A 14,401-nucleotide genomic window follows, 5' to 3' on the forward strand; every position below is an offset into this window, starting at 1 on the left:
CATGTGAATTGTTTCACATGAAACAATTCCAGTTTATTACTTTGTTTTAACTCTTTTTTATTTAGGAAGTTTTATCTATGCCTTATTCGATATTTGGAAATAAATTTACAAGACACTCTGGAATTACGGAGTTAATGGATGATCTAAATAAAGGTGTGAAAGGCGGAGATGATATTTTAATGTTAGGTGGTGGTAATCCCGCTGCTATTCCTGAAATACAAGATCGTTTGACTGCATTAATGCAAGAGTTGTTAGACCAAGGTAAGTTAGTTGATACCTTAGCAAATTATGATGGACCAAAAGGTAAAGACACATTCATCACTTCTATTGCTCATTTGTTTAATGATTTATATGGTTGGAACTTAACTGCTGATAACATCATGCTGACAAATGGTAGTCAAAATGCATTCTTCTATTTATTTAACTTGTTAGCCGGTAATTTTAGTAGTGGTAAAAAACGTAAAATTTTATTCCCATTAGCGCCTGAATATATTGGTTATGCCGATGCAAGTGTTTCTGAAGATGTCTTTGTAGCTGTTCGTCCTAAGATAACTGAATTAGAAAACCAACAATTTAAATACAATATTGATTTTGATGCATTAAAAATAACAGAAAACATTGGTGCTATTTGCGTTTCGAGACCAACTAATCCAACAGGTAATGTTTTAACTGATCTTGAAATAAGTAAATTAGATGCGTTAGCTAAGCAGCATAATATCCCTTTAATAATTGATAATGCTTATGGAACCCCTTTCCCTAATATTATCTTTGAAGAGGTAAAACCTCATTTTAATGATAATACTATCTTATGTTTGAGCTTATCTAAGTTTGGTTTACCGGGAGCTCGTTGTGGAATAGTTATTGCGAACCCTACTATTATTAAAGCAATGTCGAATTTATCTGGCATTATGGCACTTTCTCCCGGTGGGATTGGTCCAGAAATCGCTTTACCGTTAATTAAAAGTAAAGAAATAATTACATTGAGTAATAATGTGATTAAACCTTTCTATCAACAGAAATCTCAAGTAGCAATTGAATTATTACGTCAAAAAATCTGTAATAAAAACTTTAGGATCCATAAAGCTGAAGGAGCTTTATTCTTGTGGTTATGGTTTAAAGATCTACCTATTAGTTCTAGTGAGCTTTATAAAAAACTAAAAGAAAAAGGGGTGATTGTTGTTTCTGGCCATTATTTCTTTCCAGGTTTAGAGCAAGATTGGCCACATACTCAAGAATGTATTCGTTTGAACTATGCACAGGATGCAACAGTTGTTGAGCGTGGTATTGATATTTTAGCGAAAACAGTAAATGAACTTTACGATAATAACATGTCATATTAATCAACTTATCTATTTACTTATTAAGTAGCCCACTCACTCGTTGTGAATTTATTAAGGGAACAGTAATTTACGCCTTTAATTAAATTGTTTTTTCTACGATGAATTTAGATAACATGCTTAATGTAATCCGTTTGAGTTTTGTTTCACGTGAAACATAAATTAGGTAAAGGAGTATCAATATGAAAAATGATATAAAAGTTGATGGAAAAGGGATTTTGAAGTTTTTGAAATCACGAAAAATCCTATTAGAAAACCGTTATAATCAAATTATTATTGAACTACAGCTACTGTGGTTTTTGATTTTAATGCTCTTCTTTTCTGGTTTTATTATTGTTGGGTTAATTATTAGTTTATTTTTAGGCTGTAAAATAAGCATTACTAATAGTGATAGGCAGTATTTTTTTAAGAAAGATATTTTCAAATAACACTATTTTTGTATCATAGTCTTTTTTTTAAGTATGTGTTTCTTCTTGTTGTCGTTTTTTGAGTGATGATGAATGATTATAGCCAGTAGCATTCTGTTTTCTATTTTAACGGTTCCTTGTCTTTATTAACTATCATTAGTAGGTAGTTAATCTATGCAATTACCATCATGCTTTACTCTCAAGATAATAAGCATCAATCCCTATCCAAAATCCAAAGCAAACAACAGGTTAATCTTTTTATTGAAATTGAATGCAGTTTAATTTTCACCTAATGAAGGTACTCATTATTCAGCGCTTTTATTTATAGTATGTGGAATGGCCTATCAAATCGATTATTAATAATTTAACGAACTTTCTTTTGGTATAAATCTGTTGTTATAAAAAAACCAGCTGGTTAGCTGGTTTTTTTAAAGGTTATAAATAATCGTTAAGATTAAATATCAATGTTACCTACGCGTAATGCATTCTTTTCAATAAATGCTCGACGAGGTTCTACATGGTCACCCATTAATGTTGTAAATAATTGGTCTGCACCAACAGCATCTTCAATGGTCACTTGTAACATATGACGTGTATTTGGATCCATTGTTGTTTCCCACAACTGACTAGGATTCATCTCTCCTAGACCTTTGTATCGTTGAATATATAAGCCACGTTTTGATTCGTGCATTAACCAGTTTACAGCTTCGATAAAGTTATCTACAGGTTTAGTACGTTCACCACGTTGAATGTAAGCACCATCTTCTAATAGGTTTTGAATTTCTAAACCTAAAGAGACTAGTGATTTATATTCTATTGAACCAAAGAACTCTTCATCAAATGTATAAACGGTATCAATACCATGCTTACGAACACTAAAGATAATATTATTTGAGAATTCATCTTCTGATTTAACGACTTCAGCTTTATAAGAAGTTCCTTCTAAATCTTCGCGATTTAAAACTTTAATAATTTCTTCTGCCCATTGTTTAGCATGTTCTGCATTAGCTAAATCACTTGCTTTTAATTCTGGTTGGTAGATTAGTTTATCTAATACCACATTTGGGAAACGACGAGTTAAGCGTACAATTGTTTCTTGTGCAGTACGGTAACGGTCAATCATTCCTTGTAAAGCAACACCTGTAATGCCTGGAGCTTCGTTATTCACATGTAATGAAGCGCCTTCCATTGCAAGTGCAGTTAAGTATGACTGTAATGCAGGATCATCTTTAATATAGTTTTCTTGCTTACCTTTTTTCACTTTATATAGTGGTGGTTGAGCAATATAGATAAATCCATTTTCAATCAATTCTGGCATTTGACGGTAGAAGAAAGTTAATAATAAGGTACGAATATGAGAACCATCGACATCGGCATCGGTCATGATAATAATGCGATGATAACGTGTTTTCTCTGGGTTATATTCGTCACGTCCAATACCGCAACCTAATGCAGTAATTAGGGTGGCTACTTCTTGAGAAGATAGCATCTTATCAAAACGTGCTTTTTCAACGTTTAGGATTTTACCTTTAAGCGGCAAAATTGCTTGGTTTTTGCGAGATCGGCCTTGTTTCGCACTTCCGCCAGCCGAGTCCCCTTCCACTATGTATAGTTCAGAAAGAGCTGGGTCTTTCTCTTGGCAATCTGCTAATTTACCAGGTAAACCCGCTAGGTCTAATGCACCTTTACGACGAGTCATGTCACGTGCTTTACGAGCTGCTTCTCGAGCTCGTGCTGCATCAACAATTTTACCTACAATAACTTTAGCTTCATTAGGATTTTCTAATAAAAACTCTTGTAAACGTTCATTCATTGCACTTTCAACAATTGGACGTACTTCAGATGAAACTAAGCGATCTTTTGTTTGTGAAGAGAATTTAGGATCAGGTACTTTAACAGAGATAACTGCTGTTAAACCTTCACGAGAATCTCCACCTTCAGTTGTTGTTTTATTTTTATTGTTTTTAACTTTAGCTAATTCTTTTTCAATATAAGAATTAAGAGTACGTGTTAATGCACCACGGAAACCAGTTAAATGTGAACCACCATCACGTTGAGGGATGTTGTTAGTAAAACAATAAATGTTTTCTTGGAAACCATCGTTCCATTGCATTGCAACTTCAACGGCTGTGCCATCTTCATGTTCAGTATTAAAATGGAAAACTTTACTGTGAACAGGTGTTTTGTTTTGATTTAAGTATTCAACAAACGCACGAGTACCGCCTTCATAGTGAAAATGGTCTGCTTTATCTTCTTCGCGTTTATCAACTAATTTAATTGAGACGCCTGAATTCAAGAATGATAATTCACGTAAACGTTTTGCTAAAATATCGTAATGGAATTTAGTGTCAGAAAACGTAGAAGGACTTGGCCAAAAACGGATTTCAGTACCCGTTTGATCGGTATCACCAATAATGCCAATAGGTGCTTCTGGTTCACCTTTAGCGTAAGTTTGTTGATGTATATGTCCACTTCGCTTAACAGTTAAACGTAATTTATCTGATAATGCATTTACAACCGATACACCTACACCGTGTAAACCACCTGATACTTTGTATGAGTTATCATCAAATTTACCACCGGCATGTAACACCGTCATAATAACTTCAGCTGCTGATACACCTTCTTCTTCATGCATATCGACAGGAATACCACGGCCATCATCTCGTACTGAAACACTACCATCAGTATGGATAGTACAGATAATATCGCTACAGTGGCCTGCTAGAGCTTCATCGATTGAGTTATCTAAAACCTCAAAGACCATGTGGTGTAGACCCGTACCATCATCGGTATCACCGATATACATACCAGGGCGTTTACGAACCGCATCTAACCCTTTTAGTACCTTAATACTTGACGAATCATAACTATTCTCAGCCATAAAACTTTCACCTTTCTACTGTAATTTTACCCTGTTTCACGTGAAACAGAGTGCGTTCTTGCGTAAATAAATCTTCAATGCTATTTGCTGAAATAGCACTAATAAATACTTGTGCGTCTGATTCTATAATATGTTTTGCTAATACTTTTTGTTTAGTACTATCGAGTTCAGAACTAAAATCATCAATTAAAAAAACACACTGCTTATGATCAATTGCATTTAAAAATAATCCCTGTGCTAAACGTAACGCATAAACGAGTAGTTTTAACTGCCCTCTTGATAATACGTCATCAACAGGTAAGTTATTGATTTTTATCTTTAAATCTGCTTTTTGTGGGCCAATGCTTGTGTAGCCTAACTGTTTATCACGATGAAAATTATCAGATAAATATTGTGCTAATGGTTTATTGTTTTTATCCCATCCGCAAAAAAAATGGCTTTTGATAGTAAACTCAGGCAAAAAATCTGCAATAGTTTGTTCTATTAAAGGCTGTAATTTCGCAAAGTAATCGGCCCTCTGTGCGCTGATTTGCTCACTCAAGACACAAAGTTCATTATCCCACACTTGGAGCTCTTTGTAAGCGTTACATTGCTTTAAAGCTGCATTCCTTTGCTTTAAAATTCGCTTTATGCGAGACCAGTTACTATAAAATGTAGGATCGTGATAAAAAACGCCCCAATCTAGGTAAGCACGGCGATTTTTAGGGCTGCCCGATAGTAAACTAGTACTTTCTGGTGTGATTAATTGTATTGGAATGTATTGTGTTAATGCTGCTAATTTTTTCGCGACTTGGCCATCAATTTTGAGTGTGGTCTCGCCACTTTTTGATTTTTGTAAACCGATAGGTAATAAACGTTGTTGATAATTTACTTCACTATATAAAGTAAAGTGAGTTTGTTCATATTGGATCACGCGGTTAGTTAAATGGGTGCGAAAAGAACGCCCTAAACCGAGTAAATAAATAGCTTCTAATAATGATGATTTTCCACTGCCATTTTCGCCAAAAATTAAATTAATTTTAGGATGAAAGGTAATGGAGGCTGAATCAATATTTCGGAATTGATTAATGACTAATTTCTGTAATGACATTAATCAATTCCTTGAATGTTGGTGGAGACTTGTATTGAAATGCTGATAACAACAGTCTGATAAACACAAATTTTATCTTATAATTGTTGCTATAAACGCATTGGCATTAGTACATATAGTGAGTCATCACTATCAAGGGACTCAATCAGTGCACTGTGATCTGATGTGCTGAATGTTATTTTTACTTGTTCGCTTTTTAATGTGTTTAATACGTCGAGTACATAACTTACATTAAAGCCAATTTCTAATTCTGCAGAATGATAATCTACATCAATGTATTCTTCTGCTTCTTCTCGTTCTGGATTATTTGCTGTAATTTTTAATAAGTTTTCAGACAAAGTTAAACGTACACCACGAAATTTTTCATTAGATAAAATAGCTGCACGACTGAAAGCTTGTTTAAGAGTTTCTCGTCCAGAGATTAATTCTTTATCACCATTTTGTGGGATAACTCGACGATAATCAGGGAAGCGTCCATCGACCAATTTTGTGGTAAAGACAAAACCATCAATAATAGCGCGCAAGTTATTTTTACCTAGTTGAATGGTAACGTTTGCTTGGTCTTTATCTAACAACTTAACCAACTCTAATACCCCTTTACGAGGTACGATAACTGATTGCTCTTCAATGTTTTGATCAATATTGATTGCACATGAAGCTAGGCGATGTCCATCTGTTGAAACGCTGCGTAAGGTATTACCTGATACTTCAAAGAACATACCATTGAGATAATAACGAACATCTTGGCTAGCCATTGCAAATTGAGTGAATTCAATCAACTTTTTAAATTCGTTTTGTGGCACAGTTAATTCAACCAAACTCTGCCATGACTCGATATTAGGGAAATCAATCGATGGTAATGTAGAAAGTAAATAACGACTACGCCCAGATCTAACTGTCACGCGTTCATTTTTAACTTCAAAAGTGACTTCACATGGATCAGATAAACCACGGCAAATATCTAATAATTTGCGCGCAGGTACTGTGATCGCCCCTTCTTCTGAGGCAAGTTCTAATGGGATTTGCGCCATTAGTTCTACTTCTAAGTCAGTACCAGTTAAGTTTAAATAGTTATCTTTTACTTCAATTAGAATATTACCCATGATAGGTAAAGCAGGACGGCCACCGGCAACAGAGCCTACTACTAATTGTAATGGTCGTAATAATACTTCACGAGAAATAGTAAATTTCATTAGATAACCCTTTCTTACATCGACAATGTGCGGATAAGTATTTTGTAATCTTCTTGGATGTCGTTATTTTCACGACGTAGTTCTTCCACTTTACGGCAAGCATGTAAAACTGTGGTGTGGTCACGCCCACCAAAAGCTTCTCCAATTTCTGGCAAGCTATGTTGTGTTAATTCTTTTGCTAATGCCATGGCAATTTGACGTGGGCGAGCTACCGTGCGTGTACGACGCTTAGAAGACATATCAGATATTTTGATGCGGTAATGCTCTGCAACCACTTTTTGAATATTATCAACCGTCGTTTGTTTCGTATGTACTGCTAACATATCACGTAATGCATCTTGTACTAATGAGATAGTAATATCTTGGCCAGTAAATTGTGCTTTAGCTGAAATATTCGCAATCGCACCTTCAAGTACACGAACATCTGTAATGGTAAGACGTTTGGCAATAAAGAAAGCAACATCATCAGGCAATTTTAAACCACGTTCTTCTGCTTTAGTGATTAAGATGGCAACACGTGTTTCTAATTCAGGTGGATCGATTGGGATAGATAATCCCCAACCAAAACGAGTACGTAAACGTTCATCTATACCTTCAATTTCTTTTGGAAAGCGGTCACTTGTTAAAATAACTTGCTGATGTGCATCCAACATCGAGTTAAATGTTTGGAATAAAACTTCTTGAGAGCGATCTTTACCTGCAAAGAAATGAATATCATCTATTAATAGTGCATCTAATGAAGCGTAATATTCTTTAAATTGTTCAATAGTATTATTACGGATTGAATTGATCATATCTTGAACAAAACGTTCAGAGCGAATATATACCACTTTACTATCTGGGTTTTCTGCAACAATCGCATTACCTACCGCATGTAATAAATGTGTTTTACCTAACCCTGGATGCGCATATAAAAATAGTGGGTTATAAACATCACCAGGATTTTCTGCAATTTGTTGTGTTGTTGCAATGGCAAAATTATTTGATTTACCTTCCACAAAGTTATCAAAAGTATATTTTTTGATTAAATTACTTTTATGGGCAATCGTTGGTGATTTTGCTTCCGCTTCCCATGGCTGGTTTGTATTAACTGCTGCAGCAGGTTTTGCTGTTGGTTTATTAGATGCAGCATTTGCTGTTCCTACTAATAAACGTATTTGAATAGTTTGTTTTGCATCGACTGCATGAATTAATGTTTGTAGTTTGGTTTCAATTAAATCCATGTACTTTTCACGCACCCACTCACTGGTATATTTATTTGGTGAGTATAATGACAAAGTATTATTGTTAAATTCAGCCTGTAAAGGGCGTAACCAAGTACTAAAGTCTCCTGCTGATAGCTCATCTTTTAATTGTGCTAAACATTCTTGCCAAATAGCGAGGGACATTGTTGAACTCCAGTTGATACATTAGGGCGCATAATTCTACCGATAAGATCGTAATGACGCCACAAGATCAGGTAACAAAAAGAAAAAAAAGATCCTTGTATTTGATCTGATTCAATGGTTAAAGCATCCACAAGGTTGTCACTAGGTAATATAAGGTGTTGAATGGTTTATCCACAACACGATCGTTTGTCTATTTAGAAATCTTCTTTTATAAGATCAGGGAAGATCCTTGCTAATTCACGCGGCTTATATATAATCGCGCCACCCTAACTTTTAAGTTTGGCTCGCAGTGATAATTTATCTTCTTAGAATTAATTTTAAGGAAATGTAAATTTAATCTGCCAGAAAGAAGCATCTCTGATTGACTTTTAGTCGATCAATCAATAGAATTCGCTCTCTTTTTAATCGGCTAACGCTTTTGATTATTATTGCTTGGTAACTTTATTAGTTATTAACCAACAATACATTAAAAAAATTGGCTACTGTACAGTACTTAACAATAAGTGGAAAAGAGCATGAAACGTACTTTTCAACCAAGCAACACAAAGCGTAAGCGTTCACACGGTTTTAGAACTCGTATGGCGACTAAGAACGGTCGTGCCGTATTAGCTCGTCGTCGTGCTAAAGGCCGCGCTAGCTTAAGCGCATAATTTACCAGACGTGGTGAATTATTCGTTTTCTCGGGAGTTGCGTCTGTTAACTCCCGAAGATTTTCAACCTGTATTTAAAAATGCTATTCCGGCAGTATCTCCACACTTAACTCTTCTTGCTAGAAAAAATACTTTTGAACACCCTCGTATTGGTATGGCTATCCCTAAAAAGCACATTAAACTTGCTGTAGGACGTAATCGTATTCGCCGCATTGTAAGAGAACAATTTCGTCTTCAACAACATGAGCTTCCAAACATCGACATCGTTGTCGTTGCTAAAGCTGGTATTGCTGATTTATCAAATCAAGAGCTTAATAAAGTATTGGATAAGTTATGGCGAAAATTAGTGCAGCGTTGCAATGGTTAGCAATTAAATTCATTCGCGGTTATCAATTAGTTATTAGTCCTATGATTGGGCCTCGTTGTCGATTTACGCCAACTTGTTCACATTATGCGATAGAAGCAATTAAGAGTCATGGTATGATAAAAGGATGTTGGCTAGCGGCTTGCCGCCTTGTAAAATGTCATCCTTTACATAACGGTGGATATGATCCTGTACCACCTTGTTGCGCTAATAAAAATAAACCTAAACTTTAGAGATATAATACGTTATGGATTCACAACGCAATTTACTTTTACTCGCTCTCATGTTTGTTAGCTTTTTGCTATATCAAGCTTGGGTTGGTGAGCAAAACCCTCAGCCTGTTGCTGCAGCACAAACAACAGAGCAAACAACGACGCACTCATCGGTACCAACGACGAGTAATCATAGTGCAGACATTCCTGCTTCATCAGATCATGGAACAAAAGCAGCTCCAGTGCCATCTGAGTTACCTTCTAGCAAGGTTGCAGTGTTAGAGAATGACAAACTACGTTTAGAAATTACCTTAATCGGTGGTGACGTTGTAGTTGCTGACTTGTTAGAACAAGATGAGCAATTACATTCAGAAAAACCATTTCGTTTATTAGAAAGTGGTAGTGACTTTACTTACATTGCACAAAGTGGATTAATTGGTAAGCAAGGTCCAGATGCAAACCCTAAAGGTCGCCCTTTCTATACTGTGGATAAAGAAAATAGTGTTATCGCTGAAGATGCTGATTCTGTATCAACTGCATTACGCTATGTTGATCCACAAGGTAACGTATTCACCAAAACCTTCACATTAAACCGTAACGATTATAACGTTCACGTTGATTACACTATTGAGAATAAATCAGCGAATGAAATGAACGTGCAATTATACGGTCAGTTAAAAGAGTCGTTACAAGACCACTCAACTAACTTGATGATGCCTGTTTATCGTGGTGGTGCTTTCTCAACTACTGAGACTAAGTACAGCAAATATAAATTTGATGACATGGTTGACCGTGACCTAAACAAAACAACTGAAGGCGGTTGGGTTGCAATGTTACAGCATTATTTTGTGTCTGCTTGGGTACCTGATGCTACTGATAACAACGTGTTATATAGTCGAATTATTCAAAATAAAGATGCAACGATTGGATTTAAATCTCCTATCAAAACCATTGCGCCTAACAGTACTGAAAAATTTGCAACTAATCTTTGGATTGGTCCTAAATTACAAGAAGAGATGGCTCAAGTGGGCAAACACTTAGACTTAACTGTTGATTACGGTTGGTTATGGTGGCTTGCACAACCATTATTTAAGTTATTACTGTTCTTCCAAGGTATCGTTGGTAACTGGGGTGTTGCAATTATCTTGATCACCTTTACTGTGAAAGGCTGTTTATATCCACTGACAAAAGCACAATATACGTCAATGGCAAAAATGCGTCTGTTACAACCTAAGATTAAAGAGTTGCGTGATCGCTACGGTGAAGACCGTCAGAAAGTATCAAAAGCAATGATGGCACTATACAAAGAAGAGAAAGTAAACCCATTAGGTGGTTGTTTCCCAATTCTATTGCAGATGCCTATATTCATCGCTTTATACTGGTCATTAATGGAAGCCGTTCAATTACGTCACGCACCATTTATGTTCTGGATCCAAGATTTATCAGTACAAGACCCGTACTACATTCTGCCGATCCTAATGGGTGTGAGTATGTTCTTCATTCAAAAAATGTCTCCTTCAGCGGTTCAAGATCCGATGCAGCAGAAAATAATGAAGTTTATGCCGATCTTATTTACTTTCTTCTTCTTGTGGTTCCCTGCAGGTCTAGTACTTTACTGGTTAATGAGTAACCTCGTCACATTAACTCAGCAAACTATTATCTACCGACAGTTTGAAAAACAAGGTTTAGGTACGAAGAAGTAGCTAAGCTATACAACAAAGATTGATTATAAATAACTCAGTTATTTAGTAATTAAGAAAAGGCGACTATAATAGTCGCCTTTTTTATTGCTTTAATTTTTAGGAACAGAACATGATAAAAGCTACTGATACTATTGTTGCTCAAGCAACTGCACCAGGCCGAGGTGGCGTTGGCATTGTGCGTGTTTCTGGACCTGATGCAGAAGCAGTTGCAGAGATTATTTTAGGGAGAGTACCTAAAGTCCGTTATGCAGAATATCTGCCATTTCATGATCAAAATAATAATGTGCTAGACCAAGGTATTGCACTCTTGTTTAAAGGCCCTAATTCATTTACAGGTGAAGATGTTTTAGAACTACAAGGTCATGGTGGCCCTGTTGTTATGGATATGTTGATCAAAGCAATCTTAACCATTAAAAACTTACGCAGTGCGAATCCTGGCGAATTCTCTGAGCGTGCTTTTATGAATGATAAGCTTGATTTAGCGCAAGCTGAAGCTATTGCTGATTTAATTGAAGCAAGTTCTGAACAAGCGGCTAAAAGTGCTTTAAATTCATTACAGGGTGAATTTTCAAATAAAATAAATGAGCTAGTTGAAAGCTTAATTTATTTACGAATTTATGTTGAAGCCTCAATTGACTTTCCAGAAGAAGAAGTTGATTTTTTAAGTGATGGAAAAATTGCTAAAGATTTATACCAAATAATTGATAATTTGACAGCAGTAAAAGAGCAAGCAAAGCAAGGTGCTATCTTACGAGATGGTATGAAAGTTGTTATTGCTGGTCGCCCAAATGCAGGAAAATCAAGTTTATTAAATACACTTGTTGGTAAGGAAAGTGCCATTGTTACGGATATTGCAGGTACGACTAGGGATGTAATGCGTGAGCACATGCATATAGACGGTATGCCTTTGCATATTATTGATACTGCTGGCTTGCGTGAAGGTACAGATGAAGTTGAACGTATTGGTATTGAACGTGCTTGGAATGAAATTCGTAATGCAGACCGTATTTTGTTTATGCTTGATGCAACTACAACAGATGCAGAAGATCCGCGAGAAATATGGCCTGATTTTATTGAACATCTACCAACTAATGTTGGACTAACCGTTGTGCGTAATAAAGCTGATTTAACTGGTGAGTCATTAGCAATTACTGAACATGATAATCATCCTGTTTACAGAATATCGGCTAAAACAGGTTTAGGTGTTAAGGAACTGAAACAACACTTAAAAGATATTATGGGTTACCAAGGAAATACAGAGGGTGGTTTTATGGCAAGACGCCGTCATTTAGAAGCAATTGATCACGCTGAAGAGCATCTGTTAGAAGGAAAAATACAATTAGAAGAGTATAAAGCTGGTGAATTACTTGCTGAAGAGTTGCGTTTAACGCAACAATATTTGAGTGAGATCACTGGTGAATTTACCTCTGATGACTTATTGGGACGTATTTTTTCAAGTTTTTGTATTGGTAAATAAAGAGCTAGCTTATTGTTATTACTATGTTTTTATCTATTTAGCTCTATTCCCGCCCTATTTTAAAGTTGCAAGAGAGACAGATCATGCTGTAAGTGATAACTTCATCAAAAAGGTGATCTGTATCTACTTTTTGACAATATACCTATTTTGTAATGTTTATGTCACAAAACCCGTCTAGACTTGCCTTGTAAACAACAGTAAGCTGTAAAACGCTACAATAAAGATATATTTTATATATTTACAATACATTTATTTATTTATTAAACAAATACGGATGGAACCATGAAAAAAACATTATTATCAACTGCAATTCTAGCTGGCCTAGTTTCAGCAACTGCACAAGCTGCAACAGTATATGACGCAGATGGTACATCATTAGATGTTGGCGGTCGTGTTGAAGTACGCGGTGACTTTTTAGGTAATGGCGGGGAAAAATTAGATGGCTCAATGCAAGATATGAGTCGTGCTCGTATTCATCTAGATGGTGAAACAGAAATCTCTGAAGGTTTAACTGGTTTTGGTTTTACAGAGGTTGAATATAAGCCGGATGGTGATTTTTCTACTCGTTATTTATTTGCGGGTTTAGGTACTCAACTTGGTGATTTTTCTTACGGTAAACAAGATACTGCCAACGTACAGATCTCTAACATGACGGATATTGCATCTGTTCACTCTGGTATTCAGCAAATTATTAATGGTGCATCTGATAAACAAAAAGGTGCATTCGTTTATTCTGAAGGATTTTTTGATGATGCGTTAGCAGTTAACCTTGATTACGTTACTTCAGATGCTGCTGATAGTGATTCATACGGTGCATCGGCTCTATATTCATTTGATTTTGGTTTAGATTTAGGTGGTTCTTACACTAATGCTGATAACGACCAAAACCAGGCTACTTTTGGTGCTGCTTACACTTTAAATGATTTGTATGTGGCTGTTACATATGCAATGGGTGATGCATCTAAGACTGAAGACTTTACTTCTTTAGAAGCGGCTGTTCAGTATCAATTTACTGAAAAATTCCGTTTAATTGGTATTTTAGGAAACCAAGATCTTGATGGTTCAAAGGCTAATGCGTATGCACTTGAAGCACAATATCGTTTCAACTCTGCACTTCGTACTTTTGTTTCTTATGCATATCTTGATCAAGATGAGATTGATCCTAACATAACTGAAGATTCGCTAGTAGCTGGTCTTCGTTACGACTTCTAAATATTAGATTAATAGTCGTTTAGTTAGTGTTTATAAATCCCAGCAATGCTGGGATTTTTTTATCTGATTGTTTATTTATATTTACTTCTCCATGTATTAATACCAATGGTATTTTTTGGTATAAATTTGTTCAGTGTGTATAAAAACTATTCAATAAATTTAATGTCATCATTTTTATCATTATCTTCTATTGTTTATTTGTAAGAGATCGACCATTACCTAATAGCGTCATTGTTCTTTTCTCTCTTTTTTTCTTATTTTATTGGATTTTATATTTACTGTAAGTTATTGTTTTAAAATGAATTGTTTTATTTTTGTTCGCTTTTTGTGAGTTGCAGCATAAATAAAGCAGCATAAAACTTTGCAAAAGCCGTAATATTGGTCTCGCAAACGGGGACGTGATTTACAGGATGTAAAACAAATAACCTACTGTATTGTCAGGATGACAATTAGGATCTCTCAGGATGAGAGCTTATAAAACAGG

12 protein-coding genes are annotated in these 14,401 nt (G+C 35.5%); 8 read left to right on the forward strand and 4 right to left on the reverse strand.

Going from position 1 to position 14,401, the window contains the following annotated elements:
* Positions 1–77: 77 nt before the first annotated feature.
* Together E2R68_RS09470 and E2R68_RS09475 are read left to right on the forward strand one after the other, a co-directional pair.
* Positions 78–1,340 (forward strand): valine--pyruvate transaminase, encoded by a 1,263-nt coding sequence (locus E2R68_RS09470; protein WP_134277460.1) that lies wholly within the window; start codon positions 78–80, stop codon positions 1,338–1,340.
* 179 nt (positions 1,341–1,519) lie between these two features.
* A complete protein-coding gene (locus E2R68_RS09475; protein ID WP_134277461.1) occupies positions 1,520–1,765 on the forward strand; it encodes a hypothetical protein in 246 nt (81 codons plus the stop codon).
* 433 nt (positions 1,766–2,198) lie between these two features.
* Here E2R68_RS09475 and gyrB read toward each other — a convergent pair whose 3' ends face one another.
* The 4 genes from gyrB to dnaA form a co-directional block, all read right to left on the reverse strand.
* A complete protein-coding gene (gyrB, locus tag E2R68_RS09480) occupies positions 2,199–4,628 on the reverse strand; it encodes a DNA topoisomerase (ATP-hydrolyzing) subunit B (protein WP_134277462.1) in 2,430 nt (809 codons plus the stop codon).
* Positions 4,629–4,635: 7 nt separating this feature from the next.
* A complete protein-coding gene (gene recF, locus E2R68_RS09485; protein ID WP_134277463.1) occupies positions 4,636–5,718 on the reverse strand; it encodes a DNA replication/repair protein RecF in 1,083 nt (360 codons plus the stop codon).
* An 89-nt stretch (positions 5,719–5,807) separates the two neighbouring features.
* The gene (dnaN, locus tag E2R68_RS09490) at positions 5,808–6,911 is read right to left on the reverse strand and encodes a DNA polymerase III subunit beta (RefSeq protein ID WP_134277464.1); all 1,104 of its coding nucleotides are present in this window, start codon (positions 6,909–6,911) and stop codon (positions 5,808–5,810) included.
* Between the two features lie 14 nt (positions 6,912–6,925).
* Positions 6,926–8,299, reverse strand: coding sequence for a chromosomal replication initiator protein DnaA (gene dnaA / locus E2R68_RS09495; RefSeq protein ID WP_134277465.1), 1,374 nt, complete (start codon positions 8,297–8,299; stop codon positions 6,926–6,928).
* A 515-nt stretch (positions 8,300–8,814) separates the two neighbouring features.
* Between dnaA and rpmH the strand changes: the two genes are divergently transcribed.
* The 6 genes from rpmH (at position 8,815) to E2R68_RS09525 (ending at position 13,917) form a co-directional block, all read left to right on the forward strand.
* Positions 8,815–8,949 carry a 50S ribosomal protein L34 gene (gene rpmH, locus E2R68_RS09500; protein ID WP_084605455.1) on the forward strand — a complete coding sequence of 45 codons (135 nt, stop codon included), beginning with the start codon at positions 8,815–8,817 and terminating at the stop codon, positions 8,947–8,949.
* A gap of 10 nt (positions 8,950–8,959) precedes the next feature.
* The gene (rnpA, locus tag E2R68_RS09505) at positions 8,960–9,316 is read left to right on the forward strand and encodes a ribonuclease P protein component (protein WP_134277466.1); all 357 of its coding nucleotides are present in this window, start codon (positions 8,960–8,962) and stop codon (positions 9,314–9,316) included.
* Positions 9,283–9,546 (forward strand): membrane protein insertion efficiency factor YidD, encoded by a 264-nt coding sequence (gene yidD, locus E2R68_RS09510; protein ID WP_134277467.1) that lies wholly within the window; start codon positions 9,283–9,285, stop codon positions 9,544–9,546. The genes rnpA and yidD overlap by 34 nt, the downstream gene beginning before the upstream one ends.
* Before the next feature lie 14 nt (positions 9,547–9,560).
* Positions 9,561–11,228 carry a membrane protein insertase YidC gene (yidC, locus tag E2R68_RS09515; RefSeq protein ID WP_134277468.1) on the forward strand — a complete coding sequence of 556 codons (1,668 nt, stop codon included), beginning with the start codon at positions 9,561–9,563 and terminating at the stop codon, positions 11,226–11,228.
* A 109-nt stretch (positions 11,229–11,337) separates the two neighbouring features.
* Complete coding sequence (gene mnmE / locus E2R68_RS09520) at positions 11,338–12,705, forward strand: tRNA uridine-5-carboxymethylaminomethyl(34) synthesis GTPase MnmE (RefSeq protein ID WP_134277469.1); 1,368 nt, start codon at positions 11,338–11,340, stop codon at positions 12,703–12,705.
* Positions 12,706–12,987: 282 nt separating this feature from the next.
* Entirely contained in the window at positions 12,988–13,917 is a 930-nt protein-coding gene (locus E2R68_RS09525; RefSeq protein WP_134277470.1) for a porin, read from the forward strand.
* Positions 13,918–14,401: the final 484 nt, after the last annotated feature.

The sequence above is a fragment of the Psychromonas algarum genome, assembly GCF_004376845.1.
In the GTDB taxonomy this organism is placed as follows: Bacteria; Pseudomonadota; Gammaproteobacteria; order Enterobacterales; family Psychromonadaceae; genus Psychromonas.

What these genes read in the sequence shown, in the direction of transcription:
- E2R68_RS09470 (WP_134277460.1), top strand. Translation starts at nt 78, where the DNA reads ATGCCTTATTCGATATTTGGAAATAAATTTACAAGACACTCTGGAATT.
- E2R68_RS09475 (WP_134277461.1), top strand. Translation starts at nt 1,520, where the DNA reads ATGAAAAATGATATAAAAGTTGATGGAAAAGGGATTTTGAAGTTTTTG.
- gyrB (WP_134277462.1), bottom strand. Translation starts at nt 4,628, where the DNA reads ATGGCTGAGAATAGTTATGATTCGTCAAGTATTAAGGTACTAAAAGGG.
- recF (WP_134277463.1), bottom strand. Translation starts at nt 5,718, where the DNA reads ATGTCATTACAGAAATTAGTCATTAATCAATTCCGAAATATTGATTCA.
- dnaN (WP_134277464.1), bottom strand. Translation starts at nt 6,911, where the DNA reads ATGAAATTTACTATTTCTCGTGAAGTATTATTACGACCATTACAATTA.
- dnaA (WP_134277465.1), bottom strand. Translation starts at nt 8,299, where the DNA reads ATGTCCCTCGCTATTTGGCAAGAATGTTTAGCACAATTAAAAGATGAG.
- rpmH (WP_084605455.1), top strand. Translation starts at nt 8,815, where the DNA reads ATGAAACGTACTTTTCAACCAAGCAACACAAAGCGTAAGCGTTCACAC.
- yidD (WP_134277467.1), top strand. Translation starts at nt 9,283, where the DNA reads ATGGCGAAAATTAGTGCAGCGTTGCAATGGTTAGCAATTAAATTCATT.
- yidC (WP_134277468.1), top strand. Translation starts at nt 9,561, where the DNA reads ATGGATTCACAACGCAATTTACTTTTACTCGCTCTCATGTTTGTTAGC.
- mnmE (WP_134277469.1), top strand. Translation starts at nt 11,338, where the DNA reads ATGATAAAAGCTACTGATACTATTGTTGCTCAAGCAACTGCACCAGGC.
- E2R68_RS09525 (WP_134277470.1), top strand. Translation starts at nt 12,988, where the DNA reads ATGAAAAAAACATTATTATCAACTGCAATTCTAGCTGGCCTAGTTTCA.